This is a genomic window from Streptococcus sp. HMSC074F05, from assembly GCF_001808725.1.
GTDB lineage: Bacteria > Bacillota > Bacilli > Lactobacillales > Streptococcaceae > Streptococcus > Streptococcus parasanguinis_I.
Genome location: NZ_KV794411.1, coordinates 964,114 through 982,853, shown reverse-complemented (window position 1 = coordinate 982,853; position 18,740 = coordinate 964,114). Strand labels below are relative to the sequence as shown.

The window sequence follows — 18,740 nt, the reverse complement described above, 5'->3', positions numbered from 1 at the left end:
TTACCGATTTCTGTCCCACTCTCTTTTCTTATAGTTTGAAACTATAGCTGGGTCTTGAAAATGGGAAAACCGCTCTCCTCATAATAGTGATAAAATAGTAAGCAGTTAGATTAATTGATTATTGGAGGGCAATATGAGTAAAAAACGCAATATCAATACGATTTTGGCACAGGCAGGAATCAAGTCAGATCAAGCGACGGGAGCTTTGACGACTCCGTTGCATTTTTCAACAACTTACCAACACCCAGAATTTGGTCAGTCTACAGGTTTTGACTATACCCGTACAAAAAATCCAACACGCGCAACAGCTGAGAAGACTTTGGCAGCTATCGAAAGTGCAGATTATGCTTTGGCGACAAGTTCTGGAATGTCAGCGATTGTGCTTGCTTTTAGCATTTTCCCCGTTGGTACAAAAGTCTTAGCCGTTCGTGACCTTTATGGAGGCTCTTTCCGCTGGTTTAACCAACAAGAGCAAGAAGGCCGCTTCTCTTTTACCTATGCCAATACAGAAGAAGAACTGCTCCAATACCTAGAAAAGGATCAAGTAGATGTCCTCTATATTGAAACACCAACTAATCCATTGATGTTGGAATTTGATATTGCTCATTTAGCGAAATTGGCCCATGCAAAAGGTGCCAAAGTCGTGGTGGATAATACCTTCTATAGCCCTATTTACCAACGCCCAATTGAAGAGGGAGCGGATATTGTTCTTCATTCAGCAACTAAGTACCTAGCTGGTCACAACGATGTCTTGGCTGGTGTTGTCGTGACAAATGAGGCAGACTTGTATGACAAACTCTTTTACAATTTGAATACGACAGGTGCTGTTCTTTCCCCATTTGATAGCTATCTGCTAATCCGTGGTCTCAAGACGCTTTCTATCCGGATGGAGCGCTCCACAGAGAATGCTCGCAAGGTGGTCGAGTTTTTGAAAACATCGCCTCAGGTCAAAGAAGTCCTCTACACTGGAAAAGGGGGGATGGTCTCCTTTAAAATTCAAGATGAGAAAAAAATTCCTAATTTTTTAAATTCTCTTCAAGTCTTTACCTTTGCAGAAAGTCTGGGTGGAGTGGAGAGCTTGATCACTTATCCGACTACTCAGACTCATGCAGATATCCCTGCAGAGGTTCGTCATTCATACGGCTTGACAGATGACCTGCTTCGTTTGTCTATCGGAATCGAAGATGCGGATGATTTGATTGACGATTTGAAACAAGCATTGGAGGCTTAAGATGACCAAATATGATTTCACGACTTTACCCAATCGCTTGACCCACCATACCTATAAGTGGAAAGAGACAGAGACGGATCCAGAGATCATTCCGGCTTGGATCGCGGACATGGATTTTAACGTCATTCCAGAAGTGCGAGAAGCGGTAATTGGCTATGCTGACCAAATGGTCTACGGCTACACCTATGCCTCAGATAGCCTCTACCAGTCTATCCTTGATTGGGAAAAAAATGAGCACGGCTATTCCTTTGACAAGGAAGCGATCGTCTTTATCGAGGGTGTTGTGCCAGCTATTTCAACAGCCATTCAAGCCTTCACCAAGGAAGGGGATGCTGTCTTAATCAATACACCAGTCTATCCTCCGTTTGCACGAAGCGTTAAGCTCAATCGTCGAAAATTGATCGAAAATTCGTTGATCGAAAAAGACGGACTTTTTCAAATTGATTTTGATCAGTTGGAAAAAGATATTGTGGAGCAAGAGGTTAAACTCTATGTTTTGTGCAATCCGCACAATCCTGGAGGCCGTGTATGGGATCGTGAGGTCTTGGAAAAAATCGGTCACCTCTGCCATAAACATGGGGTCCTACTCGTTTCAGATGAGATCCACCAAGATTTGGCCTTGTTTGGCCACCGTCATACCAGCTTTAACACAGTTGACCCAAGCTTTAAAGACTTTAGCTTGATCTTAACCAGTGCGACCAAGACTTTCAATATTGCAGGAACAAAAAATTCTTATGTGGTTATTGAAAATCCAAAGCTTCGCACAGCTTTTAAACAACGGCAATTGGCCAATAACCAACATGAAATCTCAGGCTTGGGCTATATTGCTACAGAAGCAGCTTATCGCCATGGCAAACCTTGGTTGACAGAGCTCAAGCAAGTCTTTGAAAAACACATTGACTATGTTGTAGATGAATTGCAGGAAAAGACCAATATCCGAGTCATGAAGCCCCAAGGAACCTATCTTCTTTGGTTGGACTTTTCAGCCTATCCTTATACCGATGATGAGCTACATGCTAGAATCCATGACCAAGCCAAATTGATTTTGAACCGTGGAACAGATTTCGGAAAAGAAGGAACCTTGCACGCCCGCCTCAATGTGGCAGCTCCCTTCACCCTCATTGAAGAAATTACCAAACGCTTGGTGGAAACTTTTCACAAATAAGTGTTGACTTTCTGTAAGTGAAGGAGTACAATAAACTCGAAATACGGTAGGTGAGGCTACCACAAGGATACGGATGACTACCGCAAAGCAGTGGAGACACTACTCGTTGGTCAACAGTCCTGATCGCAAAGGTCAAGACTAAGCTCATTTCATTGCCTTGTGGAGCTAAAGCTTGGACGGTCAGTTTTTTGAGAGTTTTGATTGAAAAATAAATGACGAGTTTCATGAGTCCTACCGATCGAGGGTAGGACTCTTTTTTATGCCTTACCTAGAAAAGAGAAAGGAGAGAGCTATGATACAAATCGACGATCATCCCGAACCGCACCGAACCAGCCAATCGCTGATTTGTGTCGTAGGGACTCCAAAAGTGATTGGCTCCTGATTGAAAAAGGAGATACCAATGCAAACAAATAAAGAAAGACTTATTAACGCTCTTCAAGAACCACTTGAAAGCACCTTTGCCAACTACCAAACCAGTGCCCTTGGTCTAGTTGACGATCAAGTAGAAGAAAACCGCGATGCTTATGGCGAAAATGTCATCACAAAAGGTCAAGAAGATTCTATGATCAAAAAGATCTACGAATCGATCATCAATCCTTTTACGGTGATTTTGTTGGTCATTGCGCTGGTTTCCTTCATCACCAATGTCTGGCTAGCGAAGCCAGGTGAGCAGGACCCAACGACCTCCATCATCATTGTGACCTTGGTCTTGATTTCTGGTGGGATCCGCTTCATTCAAGAATTGCGAAGCGACAAAGCTGCCAGCAACTTATCACGTATGATTGTCAATACAGCGACCGTTCTGCGTGATGGATCCGAACAAGAAATTCCGATCGATGAAATCGTTGTCGGAGATGTGATCAAACTGAGTGCCGGCGATATGATCCCAGCAGATGTGGTCTTGATTGATTCTCGTGACTTTTTTGTCCAACAATCTGGCCTCACAGGGGAAAGTGATGCTGTTGAAAAGGTTTGTCTCAGAAAAGCCGACAGTCAAAATTTAGATAGTCTCTTGGAGAGTGAAAGCTTGGCCTTCATGGGGACCAATGTCATCTCCGGCCGGGCGACAGCCTTGGTCTTGGTCGTGGGAGATGAAACCATGATGGGCGCCATTGAGCAAACCATCAACACTTATGACGAACCAACTTCATTTGAGAGAGAAATGAATACCATCTCTTGGCTCTTGATTCGGCTCATGTTAGTCATGGTGCCCGTTGTCTTTGTGATCAATGGCCTCACAGACGGTGACTGGTTAGAAGCAGGCGTCTTTGCCCTCAGCGTTGGGGTTGGTTTGACTCCTGAAATGTTGCCGATGATTATTACGGCGAGTCTTGCCAAAGGCTCCATCATCATGGCCAAGGAAAAAGTCGTCATCAAAAAACTCAATGCGATCCAAGACCTTGGGGCTATCGATATTTTGTGTACAGATAAGACAGGAACCTTGACCCAAGATGAAATCGTTTTGGAGTATCCGCTTGATATCCATGGCGATTTGGATCTATCAGTCCTTCGCCGGGCTTATTTGAATTCCTATTTCCAAACTGGGCTAAAAAATTTGATGGACCGGGCGATTATCAATCGAACCCATAAAGAAGCCAAGAAACATGAGATCGTCCGAGATCTAGATCAAACCTTCCATAAGATAGATGAATTGCCCTTTGATTTTGAACGTCGTCGCATGAGTGTCATTGTTAAAGACGAAGACGGTGTGGTCAGCATGGTGACCAAGGGTGCCTTGGAAGAAATGCTTTCTGTATCGACTTATGTTGAGTACAAGGGTGATATCAAACGATTAACAGACGAGGTCCGTCAAGAGGTCCTCGCTGAGGTCGCTCAATTAAATGAACAAGGTCTTCGTGTTTTGGGCGTCAGCTACAAAACCGACTTGGACGAAAATGAAATCTTTAGTGTTGAAGATGAAGGAGACATGATCCTAACCGGTTACCTGGCCTTTCTTGATCCACCAAAACCTTCTGCAGCTCCAGCGATCAAAGCTCTTGCAGAATATGGGGTTACCACTAAGATCTTAACTGGCGACAATGATAAGGTCACCCAAGCTGTCTGTGAAAAAGTAGGACTAGATGTCGAGCGGATACTTTTGGGAAGCGAAATCGATACGATGACAGACCAAGAGTTAGCACAAGTTGTGGAAACAACAACGGTCTTTGCCAAATTATCACCAGATCAAAAAGCGCGGATCATCCTCTGTCTCAAGAACAATGGCCACAAGGTGGGTTACATGGGAGATGGGATTAACGATGCTCCATCCATGAAGGTCTCAGACGTTGGGATCTCCGTGGATACCGCTGTGGATATTGCCAAGGAAACAGCAGATGTCATCCTTCTAGATAAGGACTTGATGGTTCTTGAAAAAGGCTTGGTCGAAGGCCGCAAGGTCTATGCCAATATGACCAAGTACATCAAGATGACGGTCTCTTCTAACTTCGGGAACATCTTTTCTCTGCTCTTTGCCAGCATCTTTTTGCCTTTCCTTCCAATGGCTCCCGTTCATTTGATTGTGCTCAATCTTATCTATGATCTTTCTTGTATCGCCCTTCCTTTTGACAATGTCGACAAGGAATTCCTCAAGAAACCTCGTATCTGGGAAGCAAACTCTATCATGCGTTTTATGGCCTGGATTGGTCCCATTTCATCTGTATTTGATATTATTACCTACATGCTTCTTTACTTCCTTGTTGTTCCTATGATTTTAGGTCATGGCTACAACCATGGAGCAGCAGATGCAGCAGCCTTTATCATGGTGTTCCAAACTGGATGGTTTATCGAATCCATGTGGTCTCAAACCATGGTTATCCATATGTTGCGTTCACCAAAACTGCCATTTATCCAAAGTCGTCCAGCCTTCTCAGTCGTGGTGACGACCCTAGCAGCAGCCTTCTTTGTAACCTCCCTTCCATATAGTCCTTTGGCTTCTATCTTGAAGTTGAGCCAACTAAATGGATTGTACTTTGTTCTATTGTTTGCTATTATCGTCCTTTATATGCTGAGTGTGACGGTTGTCAAACGTATCTATATTAAGAAATACAAAGAATGGTTGTAATTGATTGATAGAAAGAGTGAGTCCGAACTTAAAAAATTAAGTGTAAGGGCTCTCTTTTTTTTGTAAAATTTGGTATAATAAGAAGAATGTAAAGTTGGAAATGAAGATTTCCATGTGCTGTGAGTATCAAAGAGGGACTGAAAGAAAGAGTAGAGCTTGACTCCGCTTTTATCATAGCTCTTTTTTGAATAATAACAGCTTAGAAAGAAGGATCTCAAAATGGGAAAATTAGAAGTTATTACACATCCACTGATTCAACACAAATTGTCTATTCTCCGTCGCACGGATACCTCTACGAAGGCCTTTCGTGAATTGGTAGATGAAATTGCTATGTTGATGGGCTACGAAGTGTTGCGTGAATTGCCTCTTGAAGATGTTGAGATTGAAACTCCTATTACTAAAACCGTTCAAAAGCAAATCGCAGGGAAGAAATTGGCTATTGTCCCAATTCTTCGTGCAGGGATTGGGATGGTCGATGGTCTCTTGAGTTTGGTACCAGCTGCTAAGGTTGGCCATATCGGGATGTACCGTGATGAAGAAACCTTGAAACCAGTTGAATACTTGGTGAAATTGCCAGAAGATATTGATCAACGTCGTATCTTTGTAGTAGACCCGATGCTTGCTACGGGTGGATCCGCTATTCTAGCTATTGATTCCTTGAAAAAACGTGGCGCTAGCCATATCAAATTTGTCTGCCTAGTATCAGCGCCAGAAGGGGTGAAAGCTCTTCAAGAAGCTCACCCAGATGTTGATATCTTTACAGCAGCTCTCGATGATCATTTGAATGAACATGGCTACATTGTTCCTGGTCTTGGAGATGCAGGTGACCGTTTATTCGGTACCAAATAAGAAACCATTCATGATTCGTCCGAAAGGTGCTTAAGATTTGACCTTTTTTGACCATTGGTTTATAATAGCACATATACTTTGAACCTCACGAATCGTGAGAATGAATGGATGCTAAAGGAGAAGAATAGATGATTCCAGTAGTTATTGAACAAACCAGTCGTGGAGAACGTTCTTACGATATTTATTCCCGTCTGTTGAAAGATCGAATTATCATGGTAACAGGACCAGTTGAGGACCAAATGGCTAACTCCATTATCGCTCAATTGCTCTTCTTGGATGCCCAAGATAATACAAAAGATATCTATATGTATATCAATACCCCAGGTGGCTCTGTCTCTGCAGGTCTTGCCATCGTAGATACCATGAACTTTATCAAGTCAGATGTCCAAACCATTGTCATGGGGATGGCAGCATCTATGGGAACTATCATTGCTTCAAGCGGTGCTAAGGGCAAACGCTTCATGTTGCCAAACGCCGAGTACATGATTCACCAACCAATGGGTGGTACTGGTGGTGGTACCCAACAAACCGATATGGCGATTGCAGCAGAACACTTGCTCAAAACACGGAATAACTTGGAAAAAATCCTTGCGGAAAATTCAGGTCAACCGATCGAAAAAGTGCATGCTGATGCTGAACGTGACAATTGGATGAGCGCGCAAGAAACACTTGAATATGGCTTTATTGATGAAATCATGGCCAATAATAAATTGGACTAAACCATCCTATGGGAAGGTCCGTCAAGAGGCTGGGACAAAAGTCCTAGCCTCTCAATTATTTTTGGATTGTCGAGCAAGACGCAGTGGTTGAGTGGGCTCTACTACGCTGATCCCATCAGCTTTTACAGCCCTACTCAACTGTGCGGAGGTGGGACGACGAAATCGAATTCTAACGAATTACCGATTTCTGTCCCACTCTCTTTTTTTGCTCTCATAAAAGAGTAGTTCTTTTTCTTGAAATTTGATATACTAGTAACAGAACGAGAAAGGGATTGACCATGTTTGAGAAACAAGAAAGAACAGGCTTGATTGTTAAATTGTATTACAATCGAGACGGGAAAAAATTACAATCTGTAGGAGATGTCTTGTACCATTCTAAGAAATGCCGTTATGTCCAATTGTATGTGGACAGTGACAAGGCCGATCAAGTCATGGAAGACTTAAAGAAAGAACGTTATGTCAAAAAGGTCTTGCCTTGCCATCTCAAAGATTTAGATACAGATTTTGTGGGGAGTTTACAACGATTGGAGACCCCATCTGTGGTCACAGAAGTTTAGAAAACGCAATCATTTGATGGATTGCGCTTTTTTTATTGACAATTGTCAGATAATTCGGTATATTCTTAATGTATTTATTTTAAGATTCATTTAAGGAGATCATTACAAATGAAGAAAAAATTTGCTCTTTCATTTTTAACCATTGCAAGTGTCGCTCTTCTTGCTGCTTGTGGTGAAGTTTCTACTTCAGGTTCAAACACAACTGGTAACGAAATCGGCAAGGAACTAAAAGTCGGTTTTAACTTTGAAAAAACTGGTGAAGTAGCAGCCTACGGTAGCGCTGAACAAAAAGGTGCTCAATTGGCCGTTGATGAAATCAACGCTAAGGGTGGAGCTGACGGTAAGAAGATCGTTGTCACAGATAAAGATAACAAATCTGAAACAGCTGAAGCAGCTACAGTCACTACAAACCTTGTCACTCAATCAAAAGTGAACGCTCTTGTAGGACCTGCAACTTCAGGTGCTACTGCAGCAGCGGTTGCCAACGCTGGTAAAGCAGGTGTTCCATTGGTCACACCATCAGCAACTCAAGATGATTTGACAAAAGGTCAAGATTACCTCTTCCGTGCAACCTTTATCGATAGCTTCCAAGGAAAAATCATCGCTAAATACACAACTGATAACTTGAAAGCGAAGAAAGTCGTTCTCTACTACGATAACTCATCTGACTATGCGAAAGGGATTGCTGAAGCCTTCAAGAAATCTTACAAAGGTGAAATCGTAGCAACAGAAACCTTCCAATCTAAGGATACAGACTTCCAAGCTGCTCTTACAAAAATCAAAGATAAAGACTTCGATGCGATTGTTCTTCCAGGTTACTACACAGAAACTGGTAAGATCGTAAACCAAGCGCGTGGTATGGGAATCAAACAACCAATCATTGGTGGGGATGGATTTAGCGATGCTAAGTTCGTTGAACAAGCAACACCTGCTGCAGCTACAGATATCTACTACGTAGCTGGATTCTCTACTGAAGGTGAAATGACTGATAAAGCCAAGAAATTCGTAGAAGCCTACAAAGCGAAATACAATGAAGAACCTTCAATGTTCGCAGCTTTGGCTTATGATTCAGTTTACATGGTTGCAGAAGCATCTAAAGGTGCTAAGAACTCTGTCGAATTGAAAGATAACCTTGCGAAGTTGAAAGACTTGGAAGGTGTGACTGGTACAATGTCAATTGACAAGAACCACAACCCGGTTAAATCAGCTCTTATGATTGGCTTGAAAGATGGTAAAGTCAAATCAGTTGAGTCTGTTAAACCATAATTATCATTTGTTGTTTGTACAAGAGGCTGGGAGAATGAAAATTCCTGGCCTCGCTCTTTATTGTTAGAAAGGATGGTTCAAATGCTCCAGCAATTAGTGAACGGTCTAATCTTGGGAAGTGTCTATGCACTCTTGGCCCTTGGTTATACCATGGTGTATGGAATTATCAAATTGATCAACTTTGCCCATGGGGATATCTACATGGTAGGTGCCTTTATGGGATATTTCTTATTGAACTCATGGAAAGTGAACTTCTTTGTAGCCTTGCTCCTAGCCATGGTTGGGACAGCTATTTTAGGGGTTGTAATTGAATACCTGGCTTATCGTCCGCTTCGTCATTCGACTCGGATTGCAGCCTTGATCACAGCCATCGGGGTTTCCTTCTTGCTCGAATATGGGATGGTCTTCTTCGTAGGGGCCAATACCCGTTCCTTCCCGCAAGTGATTAAAACGGTTCGTTACAACTTCGGTCCTATTTCAATCTCCAATATTCAGTTGATGATCTTGGGAGTGTCTGTTTTCTTGATGGTCGCTCTTCAATTTATTATCCAAAAGACAAAGATGGGGAAAGCCATGCGTGCTGTATCTGTCGATAGTGATGCGGCTCAATTGATGGGGATTAACGTAAACCGTACGATCAGCTTCACCTTTGCTTTGGGTTCAGCCTTGGCAGGTGCTGGTGGGGTCTTGATCGGTTTGTACTACAACTCGATCGAGCCTTTGATGGGGATGACACCAGGGATCAAAGCCTTTGTCGCAGCCGTTCTTGGAGGAATCGGAATCATTCCAGGTGCGGCCCTAGGTGGATTTGTCATCGGTTTGTTGGAAACATTCGCTACAGCGATCGGTCTTTCAGACTTTCGTGATGCCATTGTGTATGCCATCTTGATTGTGATCTTGCTCATCCGTCCAGCAGGAATCCTCGGTAAAAATGTGAAAGAGAAGGTGTAAGCCATGAAACAAAATTTAAAAGTGAATTTAGTCTGGCTTGGTCTTTTGGTCGCAGGTTTTGCCTTGATCCAAGTCTTGGTTGCAGCGGGTGTGCTCAACCTCTTCTATATCCAAATTTTAGAACAAATCGGAATTAATATTATCCTTGCAGTTGGCTTGAACCTCATTGTTGGTTTCTCAGGTCAATTCTCACTCGGACATGCCGGTTTTATGGCGATTGGTGCCTATTCTGCAGCCATTCTCGGTTCTAAATCACCAACCTATGGGGCTTTCTTTGGTGCGATGGTTTTAGGTGCTTTGATTGCTGGTGTCGTTGCCTTGATCGTTGGGGTTCCAACCCTTCGTTTGAAAGGGGACTACCTCGCGATTGCGACACTTGGGGTTTCTGAAATCATTCGGATCTTGATCGTCAATGGTGGTACTCTAACAAATGGTGCTGCTGGGATCCTTGGTTTGCCAGCCTTTACAACTTGGCAATTGGTTTACCTCTTTGTTGTCATTACAACGATCTTTACCATTAACTTCTTACGCAGTCCAATTGGACGCTCTACCCTTTCTGTTCGTGAAGATGAAATCGCAGCAGAATCTGTTGGGATCAATACAACCAAAGTCAAAGTCATCGCCTTTGTATTTGGTGCGATCACAGCGGCGATTGCTGGATCTCTCCAAGCTGGCTTTATCGGCTCTGTTGTTCCTAAAGATTACTCTTTCACCAATACCATTAATGTCTTGATCATTGTCGTGTTTGGTGGTTTGGGATCAATGTCAGGAACAGTTTTGGCAGCCATCGTCTTGGGTATCTTGAACATGGTGCTTCAAGACTTCTCAAGTGTACGTATGATCATTTACTCATTGGCTTTGATTCTCGTGATGATCTTCCGTCCAGGTGGTCTTCTTGGAACATGGGAATTCAGCTTGAAAAAACTACTCTCAAAAAAGGAGGCTAACTAATGGCACTTCTTGAAGTAAAAAATTTAACAAAAAACTTTGGTGGTTTGACAGCCGTTGGGGATGTGACCATGGAACTTAATGAAGGGGAATTGGTTGGTTTGATCGGACCCAACGGTGCCGGTAAAACAACCCTCTTCAACCTCCTAACAGGGGTATATGAACCAAGTGAAGGGACCATTACCTTAGATGGTCAGTTGCTAAATGGTAAAGCACCTTATAAAATCGCTGCAGGTGGTCTGGGACGGACTTTCCAAAATATTCGTCTCTTTAAAGATTTAAGCGTTTTGGACAATGTCTTGATTGCCTTTGCCAATCACCACAAACCACATGTCTTTGCGAGTCTTTTCCGCTTGCCAAGCTATTACAAGAATGAAGAAGCTTTGAAAGCGAAAGCCCTTGAATTGTTAGCGATTTTTGGTTTGGAAAAAGAAGCAGATACCTTGGCCAAAAACTTAGCTTACGGACAACAACGTCACTTGGAGATCGTTCGTGCCCTTGCTACAGAGCCAAAAATCCTCTTCTTGGATGAACCTGCTGCCGGGATGAACCCTCAAGAAACAGCAGAATTGACCCAATTGATCCGTCGCATTCAAAAAGAATTCAATATTACGATCATGTTGATCGAGCACGATATGAGCTTGGTCATGGAAGTAACAGAACGGATTTATGTATTGGAATATGGTCGCTTGATTGCCCATGGTACGCCAGATGAAATCAAGACCAACAAACGCGTAATCGAAGCATATCTAGGAGGTGAAGCCTAATGTCTATGTTAAAAGTTGAAAATCTTTCTGTACACTATGGCATGATCCAGGCTGTCCGTGATGTCAGTTTCGAGGTAAACGAAGGGGAAGTTGTCTCTCTTATCGGTGCTAACGGTGCTGGGAAAACATCTATTCTTCGTACCATTTCAGGTTTGGTGCGTCCAAGTGCTGGGAAAATCGAGTTTTTAGGTCAAGAGATTCAAAAGGTTCCGGCTCAAAAGATTGTAGCAGCGGGACTCTCTCAAGTTCCAGAAGGCCGCCACGTCTTTCCAGGCTTGACTGTTATGGAAAACTTGGAGATGGGCGCTTTCTTGAAGAAAGATCGAGAAGAAAATCAAGCTAACTTGAAGAAAGTTTTCTCCCGTTTCCCACGTTTGGAAGAACGGAAGAATCAAGATGCAGCAACCCTATCTGGTGGGGAACAACAAATGCTTGCAATGGGGCGTGCACTCATGTCGACGCCAAAACTTTTGCTTCTGGATGAACCTTCTATGGGATTGGCTCCAATCTTTATCCAAGAAATCTTTGATATCATCCAAGATATCCAAAAACAAGGGACAACGGTTCTCTTGATCGAGCAAAATGCCAATAAGGCCCTTGCCATCGCAGACCGCGGTTATGTTTTGGAAACAGGGAAAGTCGTTCTTACCGGAACAGGAAAAGAACTCTTAGCCTCAGAAGAAGTCCGCAAGGCCTACCTTGGTGGATAAGATTTCTAAAGTTCACTAGAATATTAAAAAGAAAGGTCCTGAAGACCTTTCTTTTTTCATCTCTCTTGTTTGATTTTTCTAAATTTTGAAAACAAGAGAAAACTGCTGAAAGCGTTTGAAATCATTCTTAAAATCAAGTATAATAAAACTAATAAAAGCATAGGAGAACTTGTTATGGCTGTTAAAGATTTTATGACCCGTAAAGTGGTTTACATTAGTCCAGATACTACAATTGCCCATGCGGCAGATTTGATGCGCGAACAAGGTTTGCACCGTTTGCCAGTCATTGAAAATGATAAATTGGTTGGTTTGGTGACAGAAGGTACGATTGCAGAAGCAAGTCCATCTAAAGCAACAAGCTTGTCTATTTTCGAGATGAACTATCTGTTGAACAAGACCAAGGTTAAAGATGTCATGCTTCGCGATGTCATTACCGTCTCTAAATTTGCGAGCTTAGAAGATGCGACCTACCTCATGTATAAGAACAAGGTAGGAATTCTTCCAGTCGTGGACAATGACCAAGTATCCGGTGTCATCACAGACCGTGATATTTTCCGTGCCTTCCTTGAAGTATCCGGTTATGGAGAAGAAGGAGTTCGTGTTCGCTTTGTGACAGAAGATAAGGTTGGCGTTCTCGAACAAATCATTCACTTGATTGTCGAAGAGGGGTATAACATCGCCAATACAGTCAATATCCCAACCAAAGACGACCGTGTGGTTATCGAAGTCCAAATTGATGGGGTGACAGATCTAGAAGGAATCCGTAGTAAATTTGAAGCCAACGGTTTGAAAGTTGATGAAATCACTCGAACAACCGCAAAAGCTATTTAATACAAAATCAGGCTGGATGACAATCCAGTATGATTTTGTATAAAGTAACTTAATAAATTCTATAAAAATAATTATGATTTTATTAATTATGACGTGTATTCTAAGATTTTCCGCCGTGAGAAAAGAGCATGAAACATACTTGTTTCATGCTCTCGGAATTTTTGAGAGTAAAACAGTTTGGGGAACTGTTTTAGCCTGAGCTTAGAAATTAAAAAGCGAAGGGGCTCAAAACTAATTGAATACGGGCCGCGGGTTGTATCTTGATTTAGTCATGGAACTTCCTGGATTGCTGAAATCATCCACTGGACAATTTCACCTAACGTCCGTACTCACCTAAGGAAAATCGTAAATAGAAAAACAAAGCTAGATGAAAATCTAGCCTTATTTTTTCTATTAACGGTTAATGGGTTGTTTTTCTTTATCTAAAGTGAAGCCTTCGCCGAGAATTTCATGGGCTTCAGAAATGGTGATGAAGGCGAATGGATCAATCTGATTGATGATGTCTTTCATTTGTTTCATCTCATTCCGCGAAACGACACAGTAGACGATATCCAGGTCCTTGCGGCTGTAGTAGCCCATCCCACGAATGAAGGTAATTCCACGGCCTAGATCGTCGGATACCTTTTTGGCAATTTCTTCTGGTTTAGAGGTAACGATAAGGAAGCCTTTTCCAGCAAAACCACCTTCTCCAATCAAGTCGATGACAAGGGTGTCAATCAGGATAAAGAAGAGGGTGTACATAGCTGTACGGACATCTTGGAAGACAATGACCACAGTTGTCAGAACGATGGCATCTACAATCAACATGAGTTTCCCCATACTGAGGGAAGTGTATTTGTTAAAGATGCGAGCGAGGATATCTGTTCCTCCAGTGGTTCCTCCGGCATTGAAGATGATCCCTAGACCTAAACCAAGGACAACCCCTGAGGCGATACAGGCAAGCAGAATATCTCCTTTAAAGGCTGTAAAGATAAAGTGATGGTAGTGGTGGCTGAGGGGCATAGCTTCAAAAATTGCCATCCATGCCGAAACCGAGAAAGTCCCAAGTAAGCTCAGATAAAGAGATTTCTTGCCCAGCAGTTTCCAAGCCAGAACGAAGAGAGGGATATTGATCAGCAAGTTCATCAGGGATACTGGGATTTTGAAGAGGTAATAGGTGATCAAGGTAATCCCTGTTGCTCCTCCTTCATAGAAGTGAAAGGGAATGACCAAAAAATAGATCCCAAATGAAAAAATGCCGGCCCCCAAAATGATAGCCAGAATATCTTTAAATTTAAACATGATAGGTTGTCTCCTAAAACTTTATAAGAACATTGTAACAAAAAAGTGAAAAAATGAAAATGACTTTGAAAAATTTTCTCTCCTAAAATACAAGATTTTTACCCTTATTTTTGGTAAAATAAAAAGAAGAAAAACAGAAAGAGGATACTATGGTAAACGGTACATTAATTTCATTTGAAGGTCCAGAAGGAGCGGGGAAATCATCGGTCCTAGAAGCCGTTTTGCCTCTACTTGAAGAAAAAGGAATTCCTTTTATTACAACCCGTGAACCAGGCGGTGTAGACATTGCAGAAAAGATCCGCCAAGTCATTTTAGATCCAGACCATACTAGTATGGATGCCAAGACTGAGTTGTTGCTCTATATTGCTAGTCGCCGGCAGCATTTGGTGGAACGTGTCTTGCCAGCCCTTGCAGCTGGGAAGGTTGTCTTGATGGACCGCTTTATTGACAGCTCGGTCGCTTATCAAGGGTATGGTCGCGGTCTGAGTGTGGAAGATATCGAGTGGCTCAATCAATTCGCGACAGATGGTCTTAAACCAGACCTCACCCTTTACTTTGATCTGGATGTCGAAGAAGGGCTCGCTCGAATTGCCAAAAACCAAGAGCGGGAAGTCAATCGTTTAGATTTGGAAGGATTGGAGCTTCACCAAAAAGTCAGACAAGGTTATTTGGCCTTGTATGAAAAGGAACCAGAGCGCATTGTGAAAATCGATGCCAGTCAATCCTTTGAAGCAGTCTTTGCGGATGTCTTGGCTGTTTTAGAAAATCGCTTGGGGATATTGAAATGAAGCTAGAAGAGATCCAACAGCTCCAGCCAGAATTGGTGGAGCGCTTCACCCAGATCTTGGAACACAAACAGCTCAGTCATGCTTATCTCTTTACGGGTTCTTTTGCCAGTTTTGAGATGGCCCTCTTGCTAGCTCAAAGTCAATTTTGCGAAGATTTGCAGGGAGTCTGGCCTTGTGGCAAATGCCGTTCCTGCCGCTTGATTGAAGAAGAAGAATTCTCAGACGTAAAGATCGTGCGTCCAGTCAACCAAATCATTAAGACTGACCGCATTCGCTCGCTCGTTCAAGACTTTTCTCAATCAGGATTTGAAGGAAGTCGGCAGGTCTTTATCGTCCAAGATGCGGATAAGATGCATACCAATGCGGCCAATTCTCTCTTAAAAGTCATGGAGGAGCCCCAGAGTGAGATCTATCTCTTCTTGTTGACTTCCGATGAAAACTTGATCTTACCGACCATCAAGAGTCGGGCCCAGCAGGTCCATTTTCCTAAAAAGCAAGCCTACCTAACCGAACTGCTAGAAAAAGAAGGCTTGATCAAATCACAGGCAAATTTAGTAGCTCGTTTTAGTTTTAGTCTCGAAGAAGCAGAGCAGCAAAAAAGGAATGCCACTTTTTTTGAACTGGCCAAAATTTGTGATCAATTCATCGAACGTTGTCAATCCAATTTAAATCGTGCTTATTTGGAAGTGACCCGCTTAGTGAGCCTAGCAGATGATAAGGAAAAACAAAGCCAGGCCTTTCGTTTGATGGAGTTGGCTTTAGAAGAGCAGTTGTGCTTGAGTCGCTCCCAGCAGTTGCTTGAGAAATTGAGTCTTGCTCGCAGGATGTGGAAGGCCAATGTTTCTTTTCAAAATGCTCTAGAATATATGGTTTTGAGCTTAGAAAGTTAAGGAGTCAGAATGAATAAAAAAGAATTATTTGATGCTTTAGACGGCTTTTCTCAGAATTTGTTGGTCACCTTGGCTGAAGTCGAAGCCATCAAGAAAAATTTGAAACAAGTCATCGAAGAAAATACAGCTCTTCGCTTAGAAAATGATAAATTGAGAGAGCGTTTGGGGGAAGTGGAGAAGACTTCATCCGCAAAGTCACAACACCATGGTCGTGAAAATTTGCAACGTATTTACAACGATGGTTTTCATATCTGCACTTATTCCTATGGTCAACGCCGTGAGAACGATGAAGAGTGTATGTTTTGTGACGAGTTGTTATTTAGGGAGTAAGCATGCAGATCCAACGAAGTTTTAAAGGGGAAAAGAAAACTGGGGTGCTTTACTTGGTCCCAACACCGATCGGTAACCGGGAGGATATGAGTTACCGCATGGTCCAGACCCTAAAGGATGTGGACTTGATCGCAGCTGAGGATACTAGAAATACAGGCCTCTTGCTCAAGCATTTTGAGATTGCGACACCCCAGACCAGCTTTCATGAGCACAATGCCATGGAGAAAATTCCAGATCTGATCGCCCATTTAGAATCTGGAAAAGACTTAGCGCAAGTCTCAGATGCAGGACTCCCTAGTATTTCTGACCCTGGTCATGATTTGGTCAAGGCAGCGATTGAACGCGAGATTCCTGTCGTAGCTGTGCCTGGTCCTAGTGCAGGTATAACGGGTTTGATTGCCAGTGGCCTAGCCCCTCAACCTCATATTTTTTATGGATTTCTGCCTCGCAAAGAGGGGCAACAAAAGGCCTTTTTCCAAGAAAAAGTGGCCTACCCTGAGACTCAGATCTTTTATGAGTCGCCCCATCGGGTGAAGGCGACCTTAGAGAATATGTTGGCTGTCTATGGGGATCGTTCGGTCGTCCTGGTTCGTGAATTGACCAAGATCTACGAGGAATATACTCGTGGCAGTATTTCTGAGTTAGTCGCATTTCTTGAAGAAAATTCCCTCAAAGGGGAGTGTCTCTTGATCGTCGAAGGAGCCAAGGAAGAAGAGCTAGACCTAGAAGAGGTCGACTTGATTCAAGAGATCGACACCTTGGTCCAAGAGGGCATGAAGAAAAATCAAGCAATTAAACAGGTCGCCAAACAATATGGCCTGCAAAAGAGTGAGCTCTATGCTCGTTACCATCAAGACTAGGAAAGGTTGGAAGCAGGATGGAAATTAGAATGGCTTATCCCAACGAGATTAAGCGAATTATGGAAATTATCCAAGATGCCAAGGAAAGCCTGGCTCAAAGACAGGTCGACCAGTGGCAGGATGGCTATCCAGATGAAGAGATCATTTTTGAGGATATTCTAGAAAGTCGTGGCTATGTCGCCGTTGAAGATCAGGAAGTCGTGGCCTATGCAGCTGTCTACAAGGGCAACGAAGCGGCTTACAATGAGATTTATGATGGTAAGTGGGAGCATGACAACTATATGTATGTCACTTTTCACCGGGTCGCTGTAGCCAAAGAAGCTGCTGGCAAAGGGGTAGCGCAGACCTTCCTTCAAGGTTTAATCGAAGGGGAAAAAGGGCCAGATTTCCGTTGCGATACGCACCCGGATAATCTGGTGATGCAGCATTTACTTGAAAAATTGGGCTACCATTATTGTGGAAAGGTCCCCATTGATGGCGTCCGTCTGGCTTATCAAAAGATCAAACGAAAAGCAGAAACTAGTCTATTCCAAGTGGTCTCAGAAGAGGACCGCTGGGACCAAAGAGCAGAAGCGGCCTACAATGACTCTCTATCTTAAACAATTTTATGAAAGCCCTATGGGGCTTCTTTCGATCATTGTCAGTGAAGAAGGCCTTGTTGAGCTTGATTTTTATGATCCGAAAGAGGAGGCGACTGATCCCTATGGGGCGCTGGAGCAGGTCCATCCCTTCCATGAGAAGGTGAAGGAGTGGTTGGACCACTATTTTGCGGGGGATCCAATCGCTATCAGCTTTCCACTAGCACCGCAAGGGACAGCTTTTCAAGAGCGGGTGTGGCAGTTATTGCGAGAGATCCCATATGGTGAGACCAAAACCTATGGCCAGCTTGCCCAGGATCTTTCTTGTGGTTCAGCCCAAGCCGTGGGACAGGCTGTCGGACGCAATCCCTTGACGATCTTAGTCCCTTGCCACCGTGTGATGGGAAAAGATGGACAACTGACGGGCTATGCGTCTGGACTCGATCGCAAACGCTGGCTCTTACACCATGAAGGAATTACCTGGAAGGAGAAATAAAATCGATGTATACCTTTATTGAATACCCAAAATGTTCGACTTGTCGAAAGGCTAAATCAGAATTGGACGGTCTCCAATGTGACTTTCAAAGCCAAAATATTGTCACAGAAACACCTACTAGCAAAGAATTGCAAGACTGGATGGCAGCGTCTGGCCTACCGATCAAGTCTTTCTTTAATACTAGCGGAATGAAATACCGGGAACTCGGTTTGAAAGATAAGGTGGATCAACTGACAGTGAAAGAAGTGGCGGATCTCCTTGCTTCAGACGGTATGCTGATCAAGCGGCCTCTCCTTGTCAAAGACGGAAAAGTTGTTCAAGTGGGCTACCGGAAACCGTACGCAGACTTAGGTTTGTAAAAGAAAAGGGAGTTGGATTTTCTTCAGATCTATAATAAAAGTATGCCAGAAGCTTTCCTTAGGTGAGTACGGGCGTCAGCGAACTTCAAAGAAGTTCCATGAC

General features: G+C 43.1%; 20 protein-coding genes and 1 riboswitch. Of the genes, 19 read left to right on the top strand and 1 reads right to left on the bottom strand.

Features of this window, described 5'->3' with window-relative positions; all coding sequences use genetic code 11:
* Nucleotides 1–133 precede the first annotated feature (133 nt).
* From HMPREF2685_RS08470 to HMPREF2685_RS08415, 12 genes are all read left to right on the top strand, one after another.
* The gene (locus HMPREF2685_RS08470; protein ID WP_070466379.1) at nt 134–1,231 is read left to right on the top strand and encodes a cystathionine gamma-synthase; all 1,098 of its coding nucleotides are present in this window, start codon (nt 134–136) and stop codon (nt 1,229–1,231) included.
* 1 nt (nt 1,232) lies between these two features.
* On the top strand, nt 1,233–2,396 hold the full coding sequence (locus HMPREF2685_RS08465; protein WP_070466377.1) for a MalY/PatB family protein: 1,164 nt from the start codon (nt 1,233–1,235) through the stop codon (nt 2,394–2,396).
* 35 nt (nt 2,397–2,431) lie between these two features.
* Nucleotides 2,432–2,589: riboswitch (M-box (ykoK) riboswitch) on the top strand.
* Between the two features lie 207 nt (nt 2,590–2,796).
* Nucleotides 2,797–5,457, top strand: coding sequence for a magnesium-translocating P-type ATPase (gene mgtA, locus HMPREF2685_RS08460; RefSeq protein ID WP_070466375.1), 2,661 nt, complete (start codon nt 2,797–2,799; stop codon nt 5,455–5,457).
* A 219-nt stretch (nt 5,458–5,676) separates the two neighbouring features.
* Entirely contained in the window at nt 5,677–6,306 is a 630-nt protein-coding gene (gene upp, locus HMPREF2685_RS08455; RefSeq protein WP_003005574.1) for a uracil phosphoribosyltransferase, read from the top strand.
* Between the two features lie 128 nt (nt 6,307–6,434).
* The gene (locus HMPREF2685_RS08450; RefSeq protein WP_049473995.1) at nt 6,435–7,025 is read left to right on the top strand and encodes an ATP-dependent Clp protease proteolytic subunit; all 591 of its coding nucleotides are present in this window, start codon (nt 6,435–6,437) and stop codon (nt 7,023–7,025) included.
* Nucleotides 7,026–7,303: 278 nt separating this feature from the next.
* Nucleotides 7,304–7,582: a DUF2129 domain-containing protein gene (locus tag HMPREF2685_RS08445; RefSeq protein WP_023918810.1), complete on the top strand. Its 279-nt coding sequence runs from the start codon at nt 7,304–7,306 to the stop codon at nt 7,580–7,582.
* 108 nt (nt 7,583–7,690) lie between these two features.
* Nucleotides 7,691–8,848, top strand: a complete 1,158-nt coding sequence (locus HMPREF2685_RS08440; protein ID WP_023918808.1) for an ABC transporter substrate-binding protein — start codon at nt 7,691–7,693, stop codon at nt 8,846–8,848.
* 81 nt (nt 8,849–8,929) lie between these two features.
* Complete coding sequence (locus HMPREF2685_RS08435) at nt 8,930–9,799, top strand: branched-chain amino acid ABC transporter permease (protein WP_021153669.1); 870 nt, start codon at nt 8,930–8,932, stop codon at nt 9,797–9,799.
* 3 nt (nt 9,800–9,802) lie between these two features.
* On the top strand, nt 9,803–10,750 hold the full coding sequence (locus HMPREF2685_RS08430) for a branched-chain amino acid ABC transporter permease (protein ID WP_070466373.1): 948 nt from the start codon (nt 9,803–9,805) through the stop codon (nt 10,748–10,750).
* Nucleotides 10,750–11,514 (top strand): ABC transporter ATP-binding protein, encoded by a 765-nt coding sequence (locus tag HMPREF2685_RS08425; protein WP_003005595.1) that lies wholly within the window; start codon nt 10,750–10,752, stop codon nt 11,512–11,514. Before HMPREF2685_RS08430 ends, HMPREF2685_RS08425 begins: the two co-directional genes overlap by 1 nt.
* A complete protein-coding gene (locus HMPREF2685_RS08420) occupies nt 11,514–12,224 on the top strand; it encodes an ABC transporter ATP-binding protein (protein WP_003005434.1) in 711 nt (236 codons plus the stop codon). The genes HMPREF2685_RS08425 and HMPREF2685_RS08420 overlap by 1 nt, the downstream gene beginning before the upstream one ends.
* A 174-nt stretch (nt 12,225–12,398) precedes the next feature.
* Nucleotides 12,399–13,055 (top strand): CBS domain-containing protein, encoded by a 657-nt coding sequence (locus tag HMPREF2685_RS08415; protein ID WP_003005183.1) that lies wholly within the window; start codon nt 12,399–12,401, stop codon nt 13,053–13,055.
* Nucleotides 13,056–13,448: 393 nt separating this feature from the next.
* Here HMPREF2685_RS08415 and HMPREF2685_RS08410 read toward each other — a convergent pair whose 3' ends face one another.
* Complete coding sequence (locus HMPREF2685_RS08410; protein WP_070466370.1) at nt 13,449–14,336, bottom strand: YitT family protein; 888 nt, start codon at nt 14,334–14,336, stop codon at nt 13,449–13,451.
* A gap of 149 nt (nt 14,337–14,485) precedes the next feature.
* Between HMPREF2685_RS08410 and tmk the strand changes: the two genes are divergently transcribed.
* From tmk to HMPREF2685_RS08375, 7 genes are read left to right on the top strand one after another with little or no spacing between them, the layout of a single operon-like run.
* Complete coding sequence (tmk, locus tag HMPREF2685_RS08405; protein WP_003004942.1) at nt 14,486–15,124, top strand: dTMP kinase; 639 nt, start codon at nt 14,486–14,488, stop codon at nt 15,122–15,124.
* Entirely contained in the window at nt 15,121–16,014 is an 894-nt protein-coding gene (locus tag HMPREF2685_RS08400; protein WP_070466368.1) for a DNA polymerase III subunit delta', read from the top strand. The genes tmk and HMPREF2685_RS08400 overlap by 4 nt, the downstream gene beginning before the upstream one ends.
* A 9-nt stretch (nt 16,015–16,023) precedes the next feature.
* Nucleotides 16,024–16,344 (top strand): DNA replication initiation control protein YabA, encoded by a 321-nt coding sequence (gene yabA / locus HMPREF2685_RS08395; RefSeq protein ID WP_003005416.1) that lies wholly within the window; start codon nt 16,024–16,026, stop codon nt 16,342–16,344.
* A 2-nt stretch (nt 16,345–16,346) separates the two neighbouring features.
* Nucleotides 16,347–17,204: a 16S rRNA (cytidine(1402)-2'-O)-methyltransferase gene (gene rsmI / locus HMPREF2685_RS08390; protein WP_070466366.1), complete on the top strand. Its 858-nt coding sequence runs from the start codon at nt 16,347–16,349 to the stop codon at nt 17,202–17,204.
* Nucleotides 17,205–17,221: 17 nt separating this feature from the next.
* Nucleotides 17,222–17,803, top strand: a complete 582-nt coding sequence (locus HMPREF2685_RS08385) for a GNAT family N-acetyltransferase (RefSeq protein ID WP_003008260.1) — start codon at nt 17,222–17,224, stop codon at nt 17,801–17,803.
* Nucleotides 17,787–18,278 carry a methylated-DNA--[protein]-cysteine S-methyltransferase gene (locus HMPREF2685_RS08380; RefSeq protein ID WP_070466364.1) on the top strand — a complete coding sequence of 164 codons (492 nt, stop codon included), beginning with the start codon at nt 17,787–17,789 and terminating at the stop codon, nt 18,276–18,278. Before HMPREF2685_RS08385 ends, HMPREF2685_RS08380 begins: the two co-directional genes overlap by 17 nt.
* 5 nt (nt 18,279–18,283) lie before the next feature.
* Nucleotides 18,284–18,637 carry an arsenate reductase family protein gene (locus tag HMPREF2685_RS08375; protein WP_061590777.1) on the top strand — a complete coding sequence of 118 codons (354 nt, stop codon included), beginning with the start codon at nt 18,284–18,286 and terminating at the stop codon, nt 18,635–18,637.
* Nucleotides 18,638–18,740 lie beyond the last annotated feature (103 nt).

Bases quoted from the DNA above. Each gene is read 5' to 3' on its own strand.
- HMPREF2685_RS08470 (WP_070466379.1), top strand. From the start codon at position 134: ATGAGTAAAAAACGCAATATCAATACGATTTTGGCACAGGCAGGAATC.
- HMPREF2685_RS08465 (WP_070466377.1), top strand. From the start codon at position 1,233: ATGACCAAATATGATTTCACGACTTTACCCAATCGCTTGACCCACCAT.
- mgtA (WP_070466375.1), top strand. From the start codon at position 2,797: ATGCAAACAAATAAAGAAAGACTTATTAACGCTCTTCAAGAACCACTT.
- upp (WP_003005574.1), top strand. From the start codon at position 5,677: ATGGGAAAATTAGAAGTTATTACACATCCACTGATTCAACACAAATTG.
- HMPREF2685_RS08450 (WP_049473995.1), top strand. From the start codon at position 6,435: ATGATTCCAGTAGTTATTGAACAAACCAGTCGTGGAGAACGTTCTTAC.
- HMPREF2685_RS08445 (WP_023918810.1), top strand. From the start codon at position 7,304: ATGTTTGAGAAACAAGAAAGAACAGGCTTGATTGTTAAATTGTATTAC.
- HMPREF2685_RS08440 (WP_023918808.1), top strand. From the start codon at position 7,691: ATGAAGAAAAAATTTGCTCTTTCATTTTTAACCATTGCAAGTGTCGCT.
- HMPREF2685_RS08435 (WP_021153669.1), top strand. From the start codon at position 8,930: ATGCTCCAGCAATTAGTGAACGGTCTAATCTTGGGAAGTGTCTATGCA.
- HMPREF2685_RS08430 (WP_070466373.1), top strand. From the start codon at position 9,803: ATGAAACAAAATTTAAAAGTGAATTTAGTCTGGCTTGGTCTTTTGGTC.
- HMPREF2685_RS08425 (WP_003005595.1), top strand. From the start codon at position 10,750: ATGGCACTTCTTGAAGTAAAAAATTTAACAAAAAACTTTGGTGGTTTG.
- HMPREF2685_RS08420 (WP_003005434.1), top strand. From the start codon at position 11,514: ATGTCTATGTTAAAAGTTGAAAATCTTTCTGTACACTATGGCATGATC.
- HMPREF2685_RS08415 (WP_003005183.1), top strand. From the start codon at position 12,399: ATGGCTGTTAAAGATTTTATGACCCGTAAAGTGGTTTACATTAGTCCA.
- HMPREF2685_RS08410 (WP_070466370.1), bottom strand. From the start codon at position 14,336: ATGTTTAAATTTAAAGATATTCTGGCTATCATTTTGGGGGCCGGCATT.
- tmk (WP_003004942.1), top strand. From the start codon at position 14,486: ATGGTAAACGGTACATTAATTTCATTTGAAGGTCCAGAAGGAGCGGGG.
- HMPREF2685_RS08400 (WP_070466368.1), top strand. From the start codon at position 15,121: ATGAAGCTAGAAGAGATCCAACAGCTCCAGCCAGAATTGGTGGAGCGC.
- yabA (WP_003005416.1), top strand. From the start codon at position 16,024: ATGAATAAAAAAGAATTATTTGATGCTTTAGACGGCTTTTCTCAGAAT.
- rsmI (WP_070466366.1), top strand. From the start codon at position 16,347: ATGCAGATCCAACGAAGTTTTAAAGGGGAAAAGAAAACTGGGGTGCTT.
- HMPREF2685_RS08385 (WP_003008260.1), top strand. From the start codon at position 17,222: ATGGAAATTAGAATGGCTTATCCCAACGAGATTAAGCGAATTATGGAA.
- HMPREF2685_RS08380 (WP_070466364.1), top strand. From the start codon at position 17,787: ATGACTCTCTATCTTAAACAATTTTATGAAAGCCCTATGGGGCTTCTT.
- HMPREF2685_RS08375 (WP_061590777.1), top strand. From the start codon at position 18,284: ATGTATACCTTTATTGAATACCCAAAATGTTCGACTTGTCGAAAGGCT.